We start from the raw sequence: 19,709 nt of genomic DNA, 5'->3' as shown, positions 1-19,709 counted from the left end.
CCGCTGCGGCCGGGCACGGGCGGGGCTGCGGGCCATAGGCGAGGCAACCCGGGCACAGCACGGTGGGACGAGCACGGGCGGGAGTAGCAGCAGGGGCAATAAGGCAGCCAAGGGGTCTCCGGCGGAAGAGCACTACTCCCTTCTGGAATAAATGCAGAACAGCACTTATTTCCCGCCGCTGCACGCTTCATTCGCGTCACAAGTGCAAAAACGCACTTATTTCCTTACAAATCTGCGAAAAGAAGCAAAAATCGAGAATTCAAGTGCCTTTTTGCATTTATTCGGGCAAAACCCTATCGTTTTACCGAAATTAGTTGCCTTTTTGCACTTATTGCTCCGATATCATGAACGGAAGGATCCTCAGAAAAAATCCCGATACTCCGCCTTGGTTGCAGAAGCTCGTCGGTGAACCGTTTCCCTCACAAGCTATCTTTCTTTTAAATGCCGCCTGTCTCGCTAGCCTCCAACCTTGAGCATCTACCGCGCCTTTCGCCTATCACCTGCCTCGCCTTCTGCCAGCCTGGCCGCCCGCCCCCCTCTCCTGCCTCGCCTTCTGCCAGCCTGGCCGCCCGCCCCCCTCTCCTGCCTCGCCTTCTGCCAGCCTGGCCGCCCGCCCCCCCTCTCCTGCCTCGCCTTCTGCCAGCCTGGCCTGCCGCCCGCCTCCCTCTGCCTGCCCTCCGCTCCCCTCCATCTCTCCAATCTCCCTTTCCTACACACTATGGCGGGACCGGTCGCTACTTCGCCGTTTTTCCATCTTTGGAGAAATGAATGCCGATGGAAGAAGAAGCCGACCTTGGATCGTAGCTGGAGGTGACGGAGCCCCACTCGTATCTATATTCCACATAAGGATAGGGATCTGTGCGCCTAACGTCGGGCACCCGGCCGAGCAACTCCAGCAGCCGGCGGTCGTGAAGCATTTTTCGGTTCATCTCCGCTTTCTCGGCCCACTCCTCCCAGGAAGAAGGAAATTCCGGACCGTCCGCCGACAGGTACGCCGTAAACAGCCGCGATCCGCCAAAACTCAGCATCAGGTGATAGGGCTGGCCGGCCAGATGGACAAGTCCCGTCGTGTACCAAACATAGCCGTTTCCCATATCCCGGCGGTCAACGTTTCGTCCGGCGTAGAACTCCGTTTTTTTCAGTTCCGTTTCCGTAAGGCCGGAATAAATGATCAGTCCCTCATCCAGCGTAAAAATACCACTGTCACAACCGGTCATTCCCTTCCGCCTCCTTTCTTTTCGGACGCTCCTTCCAGTATATCAAACATAAAAGCCCGCATAAGCTACGGGCTTTTCACAAGATTTCCTTGATCAGATAAGACCCCACCGGCTTACCGACACTCGGCATGTGGGTATCCCCCGCCTTCTCCGCACCAGCTTACCGGAGCTTCGGCATGTGGGTATCCCCGCCTCTTCCGCACCAGCTTACCGACGCTCGGCATGTGGGTATCCCCCATCTTTTCCCCACTGGCTTACCGGCGCTTCGGCATGTGGGCGTCTCCCCATCTTTTCCGCACCGGCTTACCCGCGCTTCGGCTTGTATCCGGCTCACCGCCTTTTCCGCACCGGCCTACCGCCTTTTTCGGCCTGCTTATCCGTTCGTTGCGGTCAGCCCGGCGGGCGGCTACTTTTTCAGCAGCAGGTACAGGAAGTACGGCCCGCCGATGAGCGCGACCATAATGCCCGCCGGAATGCCTGCGGGCTCGACGAGGTTGCGACCGACGGTATCGGCCAGCAGGAGCAGCCATCCGCCCATCAGCACCGCGAGCGGAATGGAATACTGATGGCGGCGCCCGATGAGCGCCTTGGCGATATGGGGAGCCATCAGGCCGATGAAGGCGATGCCTCCGGTAACGGACACCGCCGCCGCGGCAAGGGCGACCGCCGCCCCGAGCAGCAGAAGACGGTCGCGGTTGATGGGAACGCCCACTCCCGCGGCAACCTCCTCGTTCAGCGACAGCAGATTCAGGGTGTTCGCTTTGAACACCGTGTACGGCAGCAGCACGGCGAGCCAGGGCAGGAGCGCCCAGACAAACGGCCAATCTGCTCCCCAAATGTTGCCCGCCAGCCATTTGGCGATAAAATCGACTTTCCGGTGGTCGGCCGAGGAAATCAGCACAATCATCAAGCCGGAAAGGGCCAGCGCGAAGCCGACGCCGACGAGCAGGAGCTTGACGGGCTGGAGCCCTTCCTCTTTGGAATAGGAGAACAAGCAGATGAAAACGACCGTCGCCAGCGCCCCCGCAAATGCGACCAGCGGAAGCACAAATGCGAACGTCGCCGGATCGAGCGGAACAAACAGAAAAAAGGCGGCGATCGCCGCACCGGCCCCTGCGTTGATCCCCACAATGCCGGGATCGGCGAGGTCGTTCCGGGTGATGCCCTGCAGGATCGCTCCGGACAGGGCGAGGGCCATTCCCGCCAGCAGCGTAACGGCGATACACGGCAAGCGGATGGAGAACAGCACGAGGTTTTCTTTTGCGGTGCCGTGTCCGAACAGAGCCGGGAGCAGCCGGTCCAGGGACAGCGCCGAGCCGATGCTCATGCCGGCGGCGACCGTCGCCAGGATCAGCACGAGCATAACCGCAAAGACGGCGAATCGTTTTGGAGCTTTGGAGGCTTTATTCATGAGGCCGGCTTCACTCCTTTCCGCACGATGAACAAGAAGAACGGAAGCCCCAGCACGGCCATGACCGCCACGACCGGCGTTTCAAACGGCGGGTAAAGGGTGCGCCCGAGCGTGTCCGCCATCAGCATAAACGTTGCTCCCCAGACGGCCGACATCGGAAGGACCACGCGGTAATCGGTGCCGAACAGCACCCGGACCATGTGGGGAATCATCAGCCCGAGAAACGCCATGTTTCCGACGAGTGCGACCGCCGCGCCAGCCAGCAGGACAATCAGGAAGTACAAAACAGCCTTCACATACGCGGTTCGCAGGCCCAGGCCGACGGCGGCTTCTTCATTCAAGCTCAAAATCGTGAGCTGCCGGGAAAAAGCAAAGGAAACCAAGAGAGCGGCGGCAATGACGGGGCCAATCGCCTGCACCTGTCCCCACGTCGTGCCGATCAACCCCGCGGATGTCCACATCGTCACCTCTTTGGAGGTTTTAAACAAAAGGCCGATGCCGTCCGACAACGCATACAAAAAAGCGGAGACCGCCGAACCGGCCAGCACCAGCCGAAACGGGGACAGGCCGCCTTTCTTTGCTGCACCGATGCCGATTACAAGCGCCATGCCAAGGCCGGCGCCGATAAAACAAGCCGCCATAATGCCGAAATAATTCATGGCCGGCAGCACCGCCGCCGCCAGAGCCAGCGACATTTTCGCGCCGGCGGTCAGACCGAGCAAGCCGGGGTCCGCCAGCGGATTGCGCGTCAAGCCCTGCATGACCGCACCCGCCGCCGCGAGCGCGGCGCCGACCAGCACGGCGGCCGCTTCGCGCGGGTAGCGGATTTCGCGGAGCATGGCGATTTTATCGTCCCCGCCGCCCTGGCCGGACAAGACCAGCCAAAGCTCGCGCAGGGTGACATCCTTGGCGCCGAGCAGCATGGCCAGCAGAAACATGACCGCAAGCGCCGCCAGGCTGACGATTATCTTGAGGGGAACCGATCGGGACTGCCGATTTCCGCTCATGCTGCAATTCCTCCTTCAAGGTCAATGTGATAAAAGGACGCGAAGACGGCCGGGCGAAGCCTCCATTACCCCGAGGCATCCCGGCCGTCTTTACCGGCCCGCGCGCGTGCGCGGTCGCTTACTTCAGGAACCCTTCCTTGAAGATTTCCAGCAAATAGTCGAGCGTTATCGGATCGCTGTAGGTAGAAGCCTCCGTGTCAATCTCGATGACGCGGTTGTTTTTCACCGCCGGGATTTTGCTCCACGTATCCGTCTGCATGAAGGAGTTGTCCCCCGTCGCGCTTCGGCTGAGCACGATGTAGTCGCCGGCGTAATCGCTGATCACCTCTGGAGAGAGGGTGTAGTAGCCGGGCCCAAGCACGTCCGCTTTGACTTTCTCCGGCATGTTCAGCCCCATTCCCTGATACAGCAGCTCGGTGCCGCGCGCCCAGCTGTCTCCAAATACGTAGAAGCTTTTCGAGTCGGTTTCGATAACCGATACCGTCGCGTCCTCGCCGATTTTGGCCTTGATTTCATCCCCGGCCGCTTTCACCCGCTGCTCGAAATCGTCGAGCCAGGCCTGCGCTTCCTGTTCCTTGTTCAGCAGCTTGCCGATTTCGAGCTGCTGCGCCAGGTAATCCCGCTTCCCCCAGGTGTAAGCCACGGTCGGCGCGATCTCTCCCAGCGTTCCGAGATTCTTGCTGCTCGCGTCCGCTATGATCAGGTCCGGCTCCAGCTCGATGATCTTCTCGAGGTTGTCCTCGGAGACGACGGCCGCCCCGGCCAGCTTCTCGGTGAAGAGCGGATTTTTGTTCGTCCATTCGTCGACGCCGACAATCGGCACGTCGAGCGAAAGCACGTTTGGCGCGTTCGTCAGCGCGACGATGCGCTGCGGATCAGCCGGCACCTCGACCGGACCGAGCTCGGATTCATATGTACGCGTTCCGTTTCCCCCCGCCGTTTCGGCCGGAGAAGCTGCCGGCTCGCTCGCGTTCGGACTGGCGCTCGGAGACGACGCTCCACTCGGTTCCGCATCGTTTCCGCAAGCGGCGAGAGCCACGGACATCATAAGCAGGATAGGCAAAAGCAGCTTTTTATACATGGTATGCTCCTTTAAATGATAATGATTATCAATTTCATCTGTGAGTTAATATATCTTTATTTTTACAGGTTGTCAATAAAAACATAGGGTGCAAAAAAGACAGAAAAAGGCTGCCGGAGCAAGCCGGCAACCCAAACGAAAACGGTTGTTGCAACGTGAAAGCCAATGCGGATTTTCTACTCTTTTTGAGGGCCAATAATCCTAACTTTGACTTCGCCCTTAGAAGATTCGTTAAAAGCTTCTTCCAATTAAATCAGCTGACACCGGACTCCGTCCCATCTCTCGGGCCCAAACGGACAATTGGCCGGCATGATGGATTTCGTGCGCAATCATATGGCGCAGCACGTCCCCCAAGCTTGGCCCCTGCTCCTCTCCTGACGGAACTTGGTCTTTCATGGTGTCATATTCCGCCTCGCACCATTTTGTAATCAGCGGGATGATTTCCTCATGGCAGCTCGCCGAATAGTCTCTCAATTTCGCCAAGCTGGCGTAAGCTTCGAATGGAGGCTCGCCGGGGTCCGGCTTCCCCCGGAGCATCACGGTCCAACTGTACTCTACTTCGATCATATGGAATAACGTCCTGAGGATGCTGCCTTGGCCGCCTGTCCGGAGTTTCAGCAGCTCTTCCTCGTCCACAGCTTCACACCATTTCAACCAGTCTTCCCGAACCTGCCAGTTGTATTTAAAGAGCTTCAGCATATCGAATCCCTCCCTTTGGCTTCAACAAGTCCTGCTCCTCTTTTGTAGTATTCTCGCAAAACCATTGCAGTCCTGCACGCAGCACAGGACCTTTTTCGGGATGATCCGGTTCACCGCGCTGCCTGCAACGAGAAGCTTCAGAAAGACTCCTTCCGAAAAAAGAAACTCCGAAAACCCGCTGCATGCCAGGGTTTTGGAGTTTCCTTTTTTAGAGTCAAGCCTGCACGGGGCTGGTCTTTATTGCATGGATTTTTTGGAGCGTTTGGCCATGCTTCGCCTTCTCGTCATCGTCTTCTGCGTGGAGATACCATTCCACGAGCCTGTACCCGAAAACGAGAAGGATCATCTCATAGACGCAATTGTCAGCGAGAGCGGATACGCCCGCATACTCCGAAAAGCCTTTGTAATACGCGGGGACGCATCGCTGGTAGTATTCGACCATGTGATCGATATCCGCTTCGTCCGCAATCAGGCTTGCGAGATCCTCCCCCAAGTACCCCCATCCGGATGTATCCCAGTCGATGACCGCGAAATTCCCGTCGGCATAGATCAGGTTGGTCACCCAGAAGTCCCGGTGGCATAGCACGAGGGGTAATTTTTCAATGCGGGCAAGGATTTCGTCTGCATGCTCATCGATGTCGATGAGCATGTGCCGCACATGCGGCGGCAATTCGCAGTCTTCCGAGCGTATATAATCATAGACGACCGGCCATGACCGGTAATGCAGATACGTGTTCTTCATGAGATCCGCATGGCTCAGGTTGGTCAGGCTTTGGAGCACAACCGGCTGCTCCGCATACAGCCTGCCTTGATAGCGTCCCAGCTCCAGGGCGGCCTGTTCATACATGTCGCCGGTCAAGTCTAAACCGGTTACGCCCTCGAAATATTCCAGCCATAGCTGGAATTCATCTTCTTCGGTATTCATCTCGGCGTGATAACAGGCCGGCCAGCGGAAGTCATCCGAGAACGTCGTTCCCAAGTCGGATGCATACAGATCATATTCCCGGCGCCAGGAACCGGGGTCTCCGTAACGCTCCCATTTCTTCTGGACTTTCAACACGATACGGTACGGCAATTTTTCGCCCTCCGCGGTTTCGGCGATCCCCGTTACGAGGTACACCTTTCCCACAGTCCCGCCCTGTAACGGCGTCGTTTGGCAATCGGCAGAGAGAATATTCTTCTTAAAGCGTCGGCTTAAAGCATCGATCAGCGTTTTGGGATTGGTAATCATTTCTTCCACCCTCCTTTTCTCTTCGTTTGCTTGCTCCACATGGCGGTCGTTTTGTTTCGGGCTCTTTCTGTGCAGCTATAGGTTTTCAAAGACATCATGTTTTTGGGTTAGCTCCTTTTCCTGTTGTTTTTGGACGCAAAAACGCCGCGGACAAGCAGCCTCAATAGAAGCTGCTGTCACACGGCATCAGGACGCAAAAAAGATACGACCTTCATCGTATCCTGCAAACAGCAATTTTCACGAAAGGTTACTTTGGATGGCACAGCAAATAATACCGAAGTTTCCCCCGCTTTTTTTGCCTATGCCTGCTATGCAGTTTTAAGACCGAACCACCGTATAAGCAGCTGCCATTAAAACACATCCCCTTCGTGTCAGGAACTTGCTTATCGCTAAGCTATTTATAAAATATCCCATTTTGGCAAAAAGATCAACGCCTGGAAGGGCAGACCGTATTGGCCTGCTCCATCGAAACTATCAAATGACGCAGCAGCTTTCGATAATATTCCCGGGGTTACCATTTTGGAACCTCCTCGTCTTTGTCTACCGGCCGGTAATTCAACTCTAAATGAATTCATTCAAACTTTATAGACTTATATTTATTTCTGACATATACTAATCATTGAATGCGAAGTTATTTTTCTTTTTTTCACATTATACCAAAATAAAACTTATCGCATCTTACGGCCGCCGAAACCTTGGCGGCTTTTTTGCATCCTTTTCGAGTGATCGATTTATATAGGGTTCTTGCAGGCTGTTTACAGAAAAGCACAAAAAGGGCCGCGACAGTCTGCCTCCCGGCAACCTGTCGCAGCCCCCAAACCCGCGTTCGACGCGGCCTTCGGTTCTTATTCTTCTCCCGTCACCACCGGATTATCATCGTATGAAATCCAGTCGCTCCAGCTTCCGGCATACAGCTTCACGTTCGGGTACCCCGCGTCCTTGAGCGCCAGGAAATTCGGACAGGCGGTAACGCCGGAGCCGCAATAGACGATGATTTCCTTCTCCTCGTCAATGTCCGCAAAGCGCTGCCGCTGGTCCGCCGCGCTTCGCCAAAAGCCGTTCTCGTCCAAGCCGTCCTTCCAGAAGCGGTTCTGCGCCCCCGGGATGTGACCGGCGACCGGATCCATCGTTTCGCCCCGGCCCGCAAAACGGTTCGGGTCCCGCGAGTCAATGACGATCGTCTCCGTCGAACGCAGCTTGGCCAGCACCTCCTGCCGGTCGGCAAGCCAGCAGTCTTGCGGATTCGCCGCAAAACGCTGCGGCGGCCGTGCCGTCACCTCATTCGTAAGCGGGTACCCCGCCTTCTTCCAGGCCGAATACCCCCCATCCATTACAACGGCGTGGCGGTGTCCGTAATAGCGGACGAGCCACCAAAAGCGCGCCGCCATTGCCCCTCCCTGATCGTCATAAGCCACGATACGCGTGTCCGGTCCGATGCCCGCAGCGCCCAGCTTGGCGCAAAGCTCGTGCGGGTTCGGCAGCGGGTGCCGGCCGCCGTGCGGCCCGACCGGAGACGAAAGGTCCAGTTCCAAATCAAAGTAGACGGCTCCCGGCAGATGATCCACGTCATACGCCGCCCTCCCTTCCTCGGCGCATCCCAGAATAAAGCGGCAGTCGACGGTCACCACATCGGGGTGGCTCAGATGCTCTTTTACCCATTCCATGCTTACGATTGAGGACATAGGGAAACCGTTCCCTTCCTTTTCTTCTTATTATATAACGAGCGGCGCTCAATTTCAGCCCCGAAGAAAAAAGATAGACAACCCGGCGGGGCACCCGGTAAAATGGTAGAAAAAGGTCGATTGGCGGTGCTGACAATGATTGCTTGGAGAGACGATTTGAACATAGGGGTTCCGGAAGTGGACGAGCAGCATCAGGAGCTGGTGCGGATTTTAAACGAGTTTTTGAAGGCGTGCACCGAGCAGAACGGCAAGGAAAAGATCGTGGATACGCTGAATTTTTTGGTGGATTATACGGTCAAGCACTTCAAGGATGAAGAAGAACTGATGGTCGAGCACTCTTATCCGGGCTATGCGGCCCACCGCGAAGAGCACGAGCGTTTTGTGCAGGACGTCGCGGCCATCCGCGCGCAAATCGAAGAGAAAGGCCCTTCCGTGCTCGGCACCATCAAGCTGAACCGCACCCTCGTGGACTGGCTGATCAACCACATCCAGAAGGAAGACCAGCATCTCGGCACCTTCATCAAAGGACAAACGGCGTAATGGAGTTTTCGGGGATGTTCCGTTTTACCCCGATGACGGAAGCGGAAGCGCGGCGTATCGCCTCATGGCGGTACGCCGCTCCTTATGAGCGCTACAATTGGCCGGACTGGGACTGGATGGCGGCGGAGCAATATGAGCTGGCCGATCCGGCAATCCGCGAAGCGCAGTACCGATCCGTTTACGACGGCGAGGGGGGCTTGGCCGGGTATGCGCAATTTTTCCCCATGGACGGCGTAACCCGGCTCGGGCTCGGCCTGCGGCCGGATTTGTGCGGCCGGGGGCGCGGAAGCGTGCTGGCCCGAGAAGCCGCACGTGAAGCGCTTCGTCTTCGGCCCGGTTGCGAAGTCGACCTGGAGGTCCGGACGGACAATCCGCGCGCCCGCAAAGCGTACGAGAAAGCGGGCTTCGCCGTCACGGACGAATACGTGCGCCCGACGCCGACGGGAGACGCCGCTTTTTCCTGTATGGTGTACCAGGGGTAAAGCCGCGTGGGGCCGGGCGGGACAATACGCCATGCCGGCAGGCGGCGGGGGCCGGGCGAGACAATACGCCATGGCGGCAAACGGCAGGCGGCGGGGGCGGCGTGCTGGCGGTGAAGCTCAACAAGCAATTGCGGCCGATTGCCTGTGCGCCAAAGTACACGAGCTATGTGGGCATGCACGAGGCGGCACCGGACAAACATGCGGCGGGCGCGGGGGGCATGGAGTGAATTAACTTCAAGTGCTCGGCTGCATGGGCCGGAGTTTTGCTTTTTAACCAGCTTAGACTTCAATCCGGTTGCACCGGGAAATGGGCCTGCTTAAGCCACGGTTAAAATGCGGATTTTCCACATGACCAGTGTCGTTCCCGGTGAGGAACGCTGTTGGATCCTGCTCAAGCTCACTCCTGCTTCAGAATTGCCCAACATGCTGCTCAACCTTGAGAATACCCTCTGCTTCCTCAAATTTCCTTATTCTGTGGGACTCGCAAGGCGGAGCAGATGGGCTAACGGTTGCCACAGAGCCTATTTGCCCCAAAATGAGGAATTTTAAATTGTAACGGTTGCCACAGGGCTTATTTCCGTTTTTTCGCTTGATTTTGACTGATTTTTTCGAAATAAGCGCTGTGGCAACCGTTAGCCGAAAAAAAGGGCCGTTTTCGCGTGAATAAGCGCTGTGGCAACCGTTAGCCATTCTTGCCAACGAGGGCACCGCCGATAATGAAGCTCGGGGCTTGCTTTTTTAGAGCATGGCGGAGGTTAAAAAAACGGAAACCGCTCGCCTTTTTTGATAAGTTGCCCGTCGGTCGGTCTCCCCGTCTCTGGTTACTTATAGCCCCCCCATCTCTCGTGTGCTGGCCGAGTCAGCAGGGACTTTCGAATGTTGGGGCATCCTTAAAACGGAAATCACCTGGGGTTAGTGATCGATGAAGTTGCCCGTTCTCCCCATTTTCCCGTTTTCGCGGTCATCGATAACGTTCAATTTTTTTTGAAGGAGCTTTTGCGAAGGCTCTTTTTTTGCTTTTGGAGAAAAATAAGACCAAAATCCGGCGCTTTTTTGCCCAAAATAGGCCGGAAGCCGATATAGCAGCAAAATGCTTGGAAAAATCTTCTCAATCGTTGCTTTCCGAGGTAAAGGAGGGCCGCCTGCGCCAAGCAAACCTTTATCAAATCTGATACAATAAAAGGATGCCTTTGCTCTCGTGCGAGTGCAGCCGATACGGATTCATGCCTTTTCGTCCGGACCGGGACAAGAAAGTGGCGCGCACCGGAATGGCGCCGATTCGCCCGGCAAGACGATTGTCTTGGCGGCAGCCTTAAAAGTACGCTTTCGGCCAGTGTCGCAGACTTAAGCTCTACGCTTAAAGTCTGAGTTGTCTTAGCGGGTTAAGCCGCACGCTTTAAGTCTGTGTTTCTTAGCACGTTAAGCCGTACGCTTTAAGCCCGTACGCCCTTAGCGTTAACCATAAACCATACGCTGGATGTCGAAATGCCGCATGCCGAAGGAGGTGCCGCCGAATGGCGCTTGTCAAAATTCCGCTGAACCGAATCGAACATCTGGTGAAAGCCATGGAAGCCCATGCCGAAGCCGTCATTTTGGCGCGCGGCTGGAATTATTACCACCGAGGCAACGTTGGCGCCCTTGAGCTTGCCGGCGGCACAGCGCTGACGGCACTCGTGCGGGGAACCAAAACCTATGAGGTTACCCTCGACCTGGCCAATCCCGACCAAAGCAGCTGCACCTGCCCATACGGCAGCTGGTGCAAGCATATGACCGCCGTGCTGTTCAAGGCGTACTCCGCCCACAGCCGTCCGGAGCTTCTATACATCAGCCTGCAAAAAGCCGCAGGAGCCAAGGTTCGCGCGCGGGCCGCCGCGAAGCCGGCCAAAAAAACGCCCGCTGCGCTGCCCGCTCCCTCCGATTCGCCCGACGACTGGCAGCGATACTTTGAGCGCAAATTCAGCGGCTACACGCTTGGCTACCAGCAATCGATCCAGACGTTCTACAACGCCGCCGCGGAAACCTTGCTGCCTGCGGCTAAGAACTGGAAAGGTCCCGAGGCCGGGCTCTACGCCGCCCACGTTTTTCTCTTCGTGCTGCTCCGCATCGACCGCTTTCACCGGGAAGCGCGGACTTCCTACGTCAGCTATTACCATGAGCAGCAGGCACGCACGGTAGCCGCCCGCTGCCGCGAGCAGCTGGCCAAAGCGGCCCGGGGCATCGACGCGAACGAGCTCCGCCGCAAAGCGCCCGCTGCTTATGCACGGACCCGGGAGATGGTGCGCGGCATGCTGGCGGATACGAGCGAAGGGGTTTCCGAACCGCTGGACGTGTACCGGCTGCTGTGGCGGGATCTTTTTGCCCGCAGCGAAAGCATTGCGGAGGAACGCGAACGGCTGGCGCAGCCGGTTTCCGCCGCTTCCCCGGAAGCGCCGGGCGAGCCGGAAGCCTTCGGCAGCAGCCGGGTCCGGCAAACGGACATGGCGCTGCTGGCTTCCTCGTACTTTGCCTTCCTGGAGGGCGCCGACCGGGAAGCCATGGGCATGCTCGACCGCCTGCATACGCGGCGCCTCGCCGACTTCGAGCTGCTGCTGGGCGAGCTTTCCCGCTCGCAAGCCTGGGCGCGAATGATGGAATGGCTGCGCTGGCTTTTGCCGGCCGCTCCTCGCGCCAAGCAGGACGACTTTCACCGGTTTTGCCAGTTCTGGACGGAAGCGGCCAAAGAAACCGGCGCCCATGACGAATGGATCGAAGCGATCCGGGCGCTGCTTCCGCGCAGCTATCCCTACTACACCGATTACCTGATCCGCCACGGCCGCCACCGCGAGTGGATCGACCTGCAGCTGTCCATGCGGGTTTCCTCCGAAACGCTGGCAAGCCGCGATTTCAAAGCGGTGCAGGACGCCGAGCCGGCTTTGATGCTGCCGCTTTATCATCAGGCGGTGGAACGGCAAATCGCCCTCAAAAACCGCAATTCCTACAAAGAAGCGGTCCGCCTGATGAAAAAGCTCCGGGCCTGCTACCTGCAAGCCGGACGGGCGGACCGCTGGAACGTATACATCCGCCTTCTGGCGGAAAAGCATGCTCGGCTGCGCGCGCTTCAGGAAGAGCTGCTGAAAGGAAAGCTGCTGCCATGAGTGTTTTGGGAACCTATACCATCCATGCGGAGTGGCTGGAGGAAGGGGCTTTGTTCCTGTGGGGACGCCGGGGCTCCGGCCTGCTGGATGCGGATGAATTGAAGGATCAGCTGTTTGCCTGGCACGAGCCGTCCTTTTACGGCACGTTCATCGAGCGGGCCGAGCGGAACGCGCTCGCCGGGGTCAAGCTGCCGGCGCAGGAGGCGCTCGATTACTTCTGCGACACGCCGCAGCTGGCCCACGGCGGAGGCGTCTGGAGCGAGGAGGCGCGGGACCTGCGCCGGCTCGCGCCGTATTTGCGCCGCGCGCTGGCCGAAGGCCGGTTCATGCCGGACTTCGAGCAGTGGAAGCACGGGCGGCTCGGCTGGAAGCTGGACCTGCCCGGCGAAGCCCGCGGGCTGGCGGCCGGCCCGCTCGCGCGCGCATTCGCGGCGGCGCTCGCCGGCGAACGCGCCGAAAACGAGCCCCAGCTCGCGGCGGCGCTCAGCCGGCTGGCCGCCGTGCGCCCCGCCGAGCCGGGCGCCGCGGATACCCTCTGGCTCGACGAAGAAGACTGGCTGACGGCGATCGGCTGGGTCCACGACCCCAGCCCGTTCCGCGTCTGCCTCCAGCTCGCCGAGCCGGAGGGCGGGCGCGGCTGGCGCCTTGCGGTCCTGCTGCAGGACCGCGAGCGCCCGGAAGCGCTCGTGCCGGTCGACGCCGCGGGCGAGGCCGCCGGCGAGGAGCCGGTGCCTCTCGCCTGGGCCGCCGAGGCGCGGACGCGGGTGCCGCGCGAAACCGAGCGCTGGCTGCGCGCCCTGCCGAAGCTCCGGCAGGAAGACGAACCCGACCGGCTGGCGGAGGAGCTGTCCGACGAAGCGGCCTGGGAGTTTCTCACCGGCGGCGCCTTGCGGCTGGCCGAGCTGGGCGCCGCCGTGCTGCTCCCGTCCTGGTGGGAACGCGTCCGCCGGACCAAGCCGCGCCTCAAGGCGCGCGTGAAATCCTCCGTCGGCACGGCGGCGGCCGAGTCTCTGTTCGGGCTGGACAACATCCTCCGCTTCGATTGGCGGCTCGCCATCGGCTCCGCCGAGCTGACGGAGGAGGAGTTCAGCGAGCTGCTGAGCCGCAAGCAGCGGCTTTTCCGCTTCCGCGGCGAATGGGTGCAGCTGGACCCGGCCCAATTGGAGCAAATCCGCCAGGCGATGAAGCGGTCGCGCGCCCGCAAGGGCCTGACCTTCCGCGAGGCGCTGGAGCTGCATCTTCTGGGGGAAGCGCCGGCGTCGGAAGCCGCCGGGGACCTCCCTCCCGAGGAGCGGGTCATGATGGAGCTGGAGGCCGACGAAGCGCTGGGGCAGCTTTTCCGCCAATTGGAGCATAATGAAAGCATCCCGATTGCCGATACCCCGGCCGGCTTTCACGGCTCCCTGCGCCGCTATCAGACCGAAGGCGTTTCCTGGCTGCTGTTTCTGCGGAGGCTCGGGCTCGGAGGCTGTCTCGCGGACGACATGGGCCTCGGCAAAACGATCCAGTGGATTTCCTACCTCCTCAGCATCCAGGAGCAAAAGACGGAAAACCCGGACGCGTCCCCTTCGCTGCTCATCTGCCCGACCTCCGTGCTGGGCAACTGGCAAAAGGAGCTGGAACGCTTTGCGCCCTCCCTGCGCGTTCACCTGCACTACGGCCCCAACCGGCTGAAAGGAGACGCGTTCGCGGAAGGCGTCCGGGGTGCCGATCTCGTGTTGACCTCCTATACGCTGTCCCATCTGGATGAGGAGGAGCTGAGCCTCCTTTCGTGGCGTTCCATCTGCCTCGACGAAGCGCAAAACATCAAAAACGCCTACACCAAGCAGTCGTCCGCCATCCGGCGGCTGCAAGGCGCGCACCGCATCGCCATGACGGGCACGCCGATCGAAAACCGGCTGACGGAGCTGTGGTCGATTTTCGACTTTTTGAACCCCGGTTACCTCGGGCCGCTCCGGGAGTTTACGCGCAAATACGCCGGTGCCGGGGAAAAGGAAGACGAGAGGGAAGCGCTCGACCGCATCCAGAAGCTCGTCCGCCCCTTTTTGCTGCGCCGTGAAAAAAGAGATCCCGCCATCCGGCTGGACCTCCCCGACAAAACCGAAAGCAAGGTCTACGTCTCGCTTACCGCGGAGCAGGCCTCCCTGTACGAAACGTACATTCGCGACATGTTCGAACGGCTGGAGCAGCTCTCTCCGATGGAGCGGCGCGGGCTGATTCTGGCTTCGCTGACCCGGCTCAAGCAGGTATGCGACCATCCCTCCCTGCTTCTGAAGGAAGGCCGGGCCGGCTGGCGAAACCGCTCCGGGAAGCTGGAGCGTCTGCTCGACATGGTGCGCGAGCTGAGAGCCGAAGGCGACCGTTGCCTCGTGTTCACCCAGTTCGTGGAGGCGGGCCATTTGCTTGAGCAGGCCTTCCGCGAAGAGCTGGGCGAAACGGCGATGTTCCTGCATGGCGGAACGTCCAAGGCGGCCCGGGACGAAATGATCGCCCGCTTCCAGGACGAATCCCTCCCTGCCGAAGAGCAGCCGGGCATTTTCCTGCTGTCGCTGAAGGCGGGGGGCATCGGGCTCAATCTCACGGCGGCGAACCATGTGTTTCACTTCGACCGCTGGTGGAACCCCGCCGTGGAAAATCAGGCGACCGACCGGGCCTACCGGATCGGGCAGACGCGCCATGTGCAGGTGCACAAATTCGTAACCCTCGGCACGCTGGAGGAACGGATCGACGAAATGATCGAACGGAAGCTGGCGCTCAGCAGCCGGATCGTCGGGGGCAGCGAAAGCTGGATCACCGAGCTTTCCACCGACGATTTGCGCGAAGTGTTCCGGCTTCGCCGGGAATGGATCGACACCTGAGCCGCAGCCGCCGCTGGTCTCCCCTGGCCGCTATCGGCCCTGCCGGACCGGCCGGACTTGCATCCCGTTGTCCAAAAAAGGAGGAAGAGCCGCCCATGCTGGACCTGTCCTTTTATTCCCGCGACGCCTTGGAGGTGGCGGAGGAGCTGATCGGCTGCCTGTTGATCCGCCGCGCCGGCAGAGGCGTCCCTCCCCTGTCCGTCCGGCTGGCTGAAACGGAAGCCTACCGGGGAGCGGACGACCCGGCCAGCCACGCCTGGCGGGGCGTCACGCCGCGCACCCGGGTCATGTTCGGCGAAGCGGGACGTTTCTACGTTTACCTGTCGTACGGCATGCACGCCTGCGTCAACATTGTCACAAACGCTCCCGGAACTGCCGGCGCGGTACTGCTGCGCGGGGCCATCCCCGTCGAAGGGATTGACCTCATTCGCGCCAACCGCCCCGGGATCAAAGACCCGGAGCTGCTGAACGGTCCGGGCAAGCTGGCCAAGGGACTCGGGATCGGGCTGGACCGGAACGGCCATTCCCTTTTGGGAGATGGAGAGTGGCTGCTGGTCAAAGACGCTTCTCTGCCGATCCGCCGGACCGGACGCATCGGCATTTCCCGCGCCGTAGAGCGGCCATGGCGGTTTGTCGCCGACGTTCCCGAGTACCGGGCCAAATAATCGGCAAGCCCGTTCGGTTCCCGCTTCCCCGCTGCTGTCCATCCCGCCGCTCCAGCGGCGCTTTTTTTACTCCCGCACTCTTTTTTGGCAAAATGGCTCCTGCTCCTTCCTCCTTACATTTTATTCCTGCCTGTGAAAAGAAATATCAGTTTTTGTCGGTTTCTCACCTTTTTTGTCTAACATCTTCATATTTTTTCATTATTAAGCGCCGCATAACATCTGGTATAATAGTCTTAAATACCCTTGACTTATGGCGCTTGCAGGTGCAGGAGAAAGGAGTCGGCATGGCAGAAATGATGGAATTGCCGGACACCCGCCGGATAACCCGGATCGTCCTGAATGTCTATTGGGTCCTCTGGGCATGCTCCCCGCTTTTGGGACTCACCTTTTTTCTGCTTGAACCGGGCGGAAACCGAAGCTTCGATTTTCAAAGCTTTGTCTTTCCCCTTGGCTTTAATGCGGTCCTGATGCTGCTCCTCGGCCTGGTGTTCCGCACGCGCCCCCGGTACCTCCATCCTTACGCGGTTCTCGGCGCGGGCGTCCTCTGCTGCCTGAACATCACGCTCAATCAAGAGCCGTTCGGTCCGGTCATGTGGATTTTTTTGTTTCCGCTGCTCCTTTCCCTCTACTATTTCCGCAAAGCCTATACCGCCGCTACGGCCGCCGCTGTGCTGGCATCCGTTTGGCTGACATACGGGCTTGCCGGGTTTCAAGGAGCCGTCACCCTGAAGGAAATCAGCGCCTTTACCCTGTTTTTCATCGGGCTGGCGCTGCTCTTGATTATTTTTGTAGAGCGCGTCAAACTGATTACCAGCAGCCTGTCCACCGCCCTCGAGGCCAAGAGAGAGCTGATGGTGCGCAGTATTGTCATGGACAAGCTGGTCATCACCGACTCCCTGACCGGGCTCTATACCCATTCGGCTTTTCACAATTATCTGGAGGAACTGATCGACCAGCAGGCCCGCATCTCGTTTCCGATTCACCTTGCTGTAATCGACGTGGATTATTTCAAGCAGATCAACGACCAGTACGGGCACCGCGAAGGCGACTCCATTCTGGTGGAGGTTGCGGAGCGAATCCGCAAAGCCATCGAGCCCGACGATTTCGCCGCCCGCTGCGGAGGCGAGGAGTTCGCCATCCTGTTCCTCGAGAAGAGAACGGACCAGGTGTACGCCACGGTTGAAAAAATAAGGAGGCAGATCTCATCGATCACCCGCGCGGACAATCCGCATCTCAAGGTAACGGTGAGCATCGGCCTCCGCGAATACGAACCCCCGATGAACAAGGACGAATTCTTCAAGCAGACAGACGATCTGATGTATTTGGCCAAAACCAACGGCAAAAACCGGACCGTCCGGAGCGTTGCCGAATGTCAGGCCGGCCCTTGACCGCGCGGGACCGGTCTTCTTCTTTTTTCGCCGCCGTCCTTCCCGTTTTCTTTCCCTTCTTCCTTCCCCTTTTCGTAGCCCGGAACCAGCTTCCGCACTTCCTCGCCGGACAATTCTCTCCACTGCCCGACCTTCAGCCCGCCCAGCCGGATGTTGATGATCCGCACCCGCTGGAGCCGCCGCACGCGATAGCCGAAATGCGCGCACATGCGCCGGATTTGCCGGTTCAGCCCCTGGGTTAAAATGATCCGGAACGAGCGCTCGCCGGTTTTTTCCGTTTTGCAGGGAAGGGTGACGGTGCCGAGCATCGGCACGCCCTTCGCTATCCCGGTCAAAAAGTCCGCCGTGACCGGCTTGTCGACGGTGACCAGGTATTCCTTTTCATGCCGGTTTTCCACCCGCAGGATGCGGTTGACGATGTCTCCGTCGTTGGTCAGAAGAATCAGCCCTTCGGAGTCCTTGTCCAGGCGCCCGATAGGAAAAATCCGTTCCGGGTAGCCGACAAAATCGACGATATTGCCTTTTATATGGCCTTCGGTCGTGCAGGTAATGCCCACCGGTTTGTTCAGCGCCAGGTAGACGGCTTTTTTCTTGGCGCCGATCGGACGGCCGTCCACCCGCACGTCGTCCCCTTCCTCCGCCTGGCTTCCGAGCCCGGCGACCGCGCCGTTGATGGTGACGCGCCCCTCTTCAATCCACTTGTCCGCTTCCCGCCGCGAGCACACGCCGGTTTCGCTTATAAATTTGTTGATCCGCATGCCTGTTCCGCCTTTCGCCTTCCGCTTCCGCTTGCCGGATTCTCCGGGTTTGTCTTAACCATACCAGATCGTCGTAGGCGGGGAAAGCCCGCCCGGCTTGATTCACCCCGCCCGGGGCCGGGTAAAACATGAGCAGATGACAGTACCTCAAAATCAAGCGCGAAACCGCGCGGGAAAGGTGGTCGTCCTCATGTTAAAGTATCCGTTATTGTTTCTGATCATCGCGATTGTCGCGGGCATTTTCGGATTCGCGGGCATCGTCGAAGCCGCCGCCGGGATTGCAAAGGTCCTTTTCGTGCTGTTCCTTATTCTGTTCGTCGCCTCGTTCTTTATGGGCCGACGCAGCAAATCGGGCAGCCGCGGTTTTTAATCGCAGGCTCTCACAGGTTGACCAAGCGGCGGGGTTCCGCGAATCCCGCCGTTTTCTTTTTGGGTCCGCACCTGCGGTCCCGCATATTCTTCCCCTCCGGGTGGATACTACTTCCATAGACTGAAAGGAGCGTTACTTCATGTCCAGCGAACAGCAAAAACAGCAGTTTCCTCCCCAGCACCAGGAACAGCAGCCCGGGATTGAAAGCGAAATGACCCCGCAGCCGGAAACCGGCGCGGGCAGCTACAAAGGAAGCGGCAAGCTGAAAGGAAAGGTTGCCTTGATTACCGGCGGCGACAGCGGCATTGGCCGCGCGGTCGCGATTGCCTACGCGGCGGAAGGCGCCAAGGTCGCCGTCTCCTACTTGAACGAGCAGGGCGACGCCGAAGAAACCAAACGCCTCGTCGAAGCCGAAGGCGGCGAATGCCTCCTCCTTCCCGGCGACATCGGGGACGAGAACGTCTGCCGCAATTTGGTGAAGCAGACGGTCGACGCCTTCGGGGGCCTCGACATTCTGGTCAACAATGCCGCCGAGCAGCATCCTCAGGAAAGCATCGAGGACATTTCCGCCGAGCAGCTGGAGCGGACGTTCCGAACCAATATATTCGCCATGTTTTATTTGACGAAGGCCGCCCTTCCCCATCTGAAAGAGGGCGCTGCGATCATCAACACGACGTCGGTGACCGCGTACAAGGGAAGCCCGCAGCTTCTGGACTATTCGTCCACGAAGGGCGCCATTTCCGCCTTTACGTATTCGCTGTCCGGCAACCTGGCCAAGAAAAAAATCCGGGTCAACGCCGTCGCCCCCGGCCCGATCTGGACGCCGCTCATTCCCGCCACCTTCGACGAGAAGCGGACCGCCGAGCACGGCGCAAGCGTTCCGCTCGGCCGCGCGGGGCAGCCGTCGGAGCTGGCGCCGGCATACGTGTACCTCGCTTCGGCGGATTCCTCGTATGTGTCCGGCCAAGTGATTCATGTCAACGGCGGCGAGGTCGTGCACGGATAAAGCACGCTTCCGCCGCTTGATAGGCAGCCTAAAGAGGCGGTCCCAACGTCAAACATTGACTTGGGCCGCCTTTTTGATGCTGCGGCTTCCGTAACGCCGAAGGGGGCCGGAAAAAGAGTTCGAGTTCCTATTGCAGCACCCCCAAAAGCCCGCCCCGCGTTCCGCCCCCCTCCTGCTGTA

Annotated in this window: 17 protein-coding genes; 9 read left to right on the top strand and 8 right to left on the bottom strand. The window is 59.2% G+C overall.

Translation table 11 applies throughout. From position 1 onward, the window contains the following. Positions 1-734: 734 nt before the first annotated feature. The 7 genes from AC6I6H_RS21385 to AC6I6H_RS21355 form a co-directional block, all read right to left on the bottom strand. The gene (locus tag AC6I6H_RS21385) at positions 735-1,217 is read right to left on the bottom strand and encodes a hypothetical protein (protein ID WP_497956488.1); all 483 of its coding nucleotides are present in this window, start codon (positions 1,215-1,217) and stop codon (positions 735-737) included. Positions 1,218-1,623: 406 nt separating this feature from the next. Further along, complete coding sequence (locus tag AC6I6H_RS21380) at positions 1,624-2,628, bottom strand: FecCD family ABC transporter permease (RefSeq protein WP_497956487.1); 1,005 nt, start codon at positions 2,626-2,628, stop codon at positions 1,624-1,626. After that, on the bottom strand, positions 2,625-3,635 hold the full coding sequence (locus tag AC6I6H_RS21375; RefSeq protein WP_497956484.1) for a FecCD family ABC transporter permease: 1,011 nt from the start codon (positions 3,633-3,635) through the stop codon (positions 2,625-2,627). The genes AC6I6H_RS21380 and AC6I6H_RS21375 overlap by 4 nt, the downstream gene beginning before the upstream one ends. A gap of 118 nt (positions 3,636-3,753) precedes the next feature. Then, positions 3,754-4,716 carry an iron-hydroxamate ABC transporter substrate-binding protein gene (locus AC6I6H_RS21370; protein ID WP_497956480.1) on the bottom strand — a complete coding sequence of 321 codons (963 nt, stop codon included), beginning with the start codon at positions 4,714-4,716 and terminating at the stop codon, positions 3,754-3,756. A gap of 231 nt (positions 4,717-4,947) precedes the next feature. Continuing rightward, complete coding sequence (locus tag AC6I6H_RS21365; protein ID WP_497956478.1) at positions 4,948-5,415, bottom strand: DinB family protein; 468 nt, start codon at positions 5,413-5,415, stop codon at positions 4,948-4,950. A 214-nt stretch (positions 5,416-5,629) separates the two neighbouring features. Beyond that, a complete protein-coding gene (locus AC6I6H_RS21360; protein ID WP_497956477.1) occupies positions 5,630-6,646 on the bottom strand; it encodes an aminoglycoside phosphotransferase family protein in 1,017 nt (338 codons plus the stop codon). 845 nt (positions 6,647-7,491) lie between these two features. Further along, the gene (locus tag AC6I6H_RS21355; RefSeq protein ID WP_497956475.1) at positions 7,492-8,328 is read right to left on the bottom strand and encodes a sulfurtransferase; all 837 of its coding nucleotides are present in this window, start codon (positions 8,326-8,328) and stop codon (positions 7,492-7,494) included. Between the two features lie 135 nt (positions 8,329-8,463). On the opposite strand from AC6I6H_RS21355, the gene AC6I6H_RS21350 reads away from it, so the two are divergent. The 7 genes from AC6I6H_RS21350 (at position 8,464) to AC6I6H_RS21320 (ending at position 17,395) form a co-directional block, all read left to right on the top strand. After that, positions 8,464-8,868 (top strand): bacteriohemerythrin, encoded by a 405-nt coding sequence (locus AC6I6H_RS21350; protein WP_497956473.1) that lies wholly within the window; start codon positions 8,464-8,466, stop codon positions 8,866-8,868. Between the two features lie 14 nt (positions 8,869-8,882). Next, complete coding sequence (locus AC6I6H_RS21345; protein WP_497956470.1) at positions 8,883-9,350, top strand: GNAT family N-acetyltransferase; 468 nt, start codon at positions 8,883-8,885, stop codon at positions 9,348-9,350. Positions 9,351-9,451: 101 nt separating this feature from the next. Beyond that, positions 9,452-9,577, top strand: coding sequence for a hypothetical protein (locus tag AC6I6H_RS21340; RefSeq protein WP_497956467.1), 126 nt, complete (start codon positions 9,452-9,454; stop codon positions 9,575-9,577). A gap of 1,287 nt (positions 9,578-10,864) precedes the next feature. Next, a complete protein-coding gene (locus AC6I6H_RS21335; RefSeq protein WP_497956465.1) occupies positions 10,865-12,484 on the top strand; it encodes an SWIM zinc finger family protein in 1,620 nt (539 codons plus the stop codon). Then, the gene (locus AC6I6H_RS21330) at positions 12,481-15,342 is read left to right on the top strand and encodes a DEAD/DEAH box helicase (protein WP_497956464.1); all 2,862 of its coding nucleotides are present in this window, start codon (positions 12,481-12,483) and stop codon (positions 15,340-15,342) included. Before AC6I6H_RS21335 ends, AC6I6H_RS21330 begins: the two co-directional genes overlap by 4 nt. Before the next feature lie 95 nt (positions 15,343-15,437). Continuing rightward, on the top strand, positions 15,438-16,007 hold the full coding sequence (locus tag AC6I6H_RS21325; protein WP_497956461.1) for a DNA-3-methyladenine glycosylase: 570 nt from the start codon (positions 15,438-15,440) through the stop codon (positions 16,005-16,007). Positions 16,008-16,291: 284 nt separating this feature from the next. Then, entirely contained in the window at positions 16,292-17,395 is a 1,104-nt protein-coding gene (locus AC6I6H_RS21320; RefSeq protein ID WP_497956459.1) for a GGDEF domain-containing protein, read from the top strand. Here AC6I6H_RS21320 and rluF read toward each other — a convergent pair. Then, positions 17,380-18,153: a 23S rRNA pseudouridine(2604) synthase RluF gene (gene rluF / locus AC6I6H_RS21315; protein ID WP_497956457.1), complete on the bottom strand. Its 774-nt coding sequence runs from the start codon at positions 18,151-18,153 to the stop codon at positions 17,380-17,382. The genes AC6I6H_RS21320 and rluF overlap by 16 nt on opposite strands. A gap of 190 nt (positions 18,154-18,343) precedes the next feature. Here rluF and AC6I6H_RS21310 point away from each other — a divergent pair, with 190 nt between their 5' ends. Together AC6I6H_RS21310 and AC6I6H_RS21305 are read left to right on the top strand one after the other, a co-directional pair. Continuing rightward, positions 18,344-18,523 carry a DUF1328 domain-containing protein gene (locus tag AC6I6H_RS21310; protein ID WP_497956456.1) on the top strand — a complete coding sequence of 60 codons (180 nt, stop codon included), beginning with the start codon at positions 18,344-18,346 and terminating at the stop codon, positions 18,521-18,523. A gap of 139 nt (positions 18,524-18,662) precedes the next feature. Then, a complete protein-coding gene (locus AC6I6H_RS21305) occupies positions 18,663-19,529 on the top strand; it encodes an SDR family oxidoreductase (RefSeq protein WP_497956454.1) in 867 nt (288 codons plus the stop codon). Positions 19,530-19,709: the final 180 nt, after the last annotated feature.

This window comes from Gorillibacterium sp. sgz306347 (assembly GCF_059735245.1).
The sequence above is the reverse complement of the archived record's forward strand: the minus strand, read 5'-3'. Positions and strand labels throughout refer to the sequence as shown.

What these genes read in the sequence shown, in the direction of transcription:
- AC6I6H_RS21320 (WP_497956459.1), top strand. Translation starts at nt 16,292, where the DNA reads ATGGCAGAAATGATGGAATTGCCGGACACCCGCCGGATAACCCGGATC.
- AC6I6H_RS21345 (WP_497956470.1), top strand. Translation starts at nt 8,883, where the DNA reads ATGTTCCGTTTTACCCCGATGACGGAAGCGGAAGCGCGGCGTATCGCC.
- AC6I6H_RS21365 (WP_497956478.1), bottom strand. Translation starts at nt 5,415, where the DNA reads ATGCTGAAGCTCTTTAAATACAACTGGCAGGTTCGGGAAGACTGGTTG.
- AC6I6H_RS21380 (WP_497956487.1), bottom strand. Translation starts at nt 2,628, where the DNA reads ATGAATAAAGCCTCCAAAGCTCCAAAACGATTCGCCGTCTTTGCGGTT.
- AC6I6H_RS21330 (WP_497956464.1), top strand. Translation starts at nt 12,481, where the DNA reads ATGAGTGTTTTGGGAACCTATACCATCCATGCGGAGTGGCTGGAGGAA.
- AC6I6H_RS21310 (WP_497956456.1), top strand. Translation starts at nt 18,344, where the DNA reads ATGTTAAAGTATCCGTTATTGTTTCTGATCATCGCGATTGTCGCGGGC.
- AC6I6H_RS21370 (WP_497956480.1), bottom strand. Translation starts at nt 4,716, where the DNA reads ATGTATAAAAAGCTGCTTTTGCCTATCCTGCTTATGATGTCCGTGGCT.
- AC6I6H_RS21335 (WP_497956465.1), top strand. Translation starts at nt 10,865, where the DNA reads ATGGCGCTTGTCAAAATTCCGCTGAACCGAATCGAACATCTGGTGAAA.
- AC6I6H_RS21305 (WP_497956454.1), top strand. Translation starts at nt 18,663, where the DNA reads ATGTCCAGCGAACAGCAAAAACAGCAGTTTCCTCCCCAGCACCAGGAA.
- AC6I6H_RS21350 (WP_497956473.1), top strand. Translation starts at nt 8,464, where the DNA reads ATGATTGCTTGGAGAGACGATTTGAACATAGGGGTTCCGGAAGTGGAC.
- rluF (WP_497956457.1), bottom strand. Translation starts at nt 18,153, where the DNA reads ATGCGGATCAACAAATTTATAAGCGAAACCGGCGTGTGCTCGCGGCGG.
- AC6I6H_RS21375 (WP_497956484.1), bottom strand. Translation starts at nt 3,635, where the DNA reads ATGAGCGGAAATCGGCAGTCCCGATCGGTTCCCCTCAAGATAATCGTC.
- AC6I6H_RS21385 (WP_497956488.1), bottom strand. Translation starts at nt 1,217, where the DNA reads ATGACCGGTTGTGACAGTGGTATTTTTACGCTGGATGAGGGACTGATC.
- AC6I6H_RS21360 (WP_497956477.1), bottom strand. Translation starts at nt 6,646, where the DNA reads ATGATTACCAATCCCAAAACGCTGATCGATGCTTTAAGCCGACGCTTT.
- AC6I6H_RS21325 (WP_497956461.1), top strand. Translation starts at nt 15,438, where the DNA reads ATGCTGGACCTGTCCTTTTATTCCCGCGACGCCTTGGAGGTGGCGGAG.
- AC6I6H_RS21355 (WP_497956475.1), bottom strand. Translation starts at nt 8,328, where the DNA reads ATGTCCTCAATCGTAAGCATGGAATGGGTAAAAGAGCATCTGAGCCAC.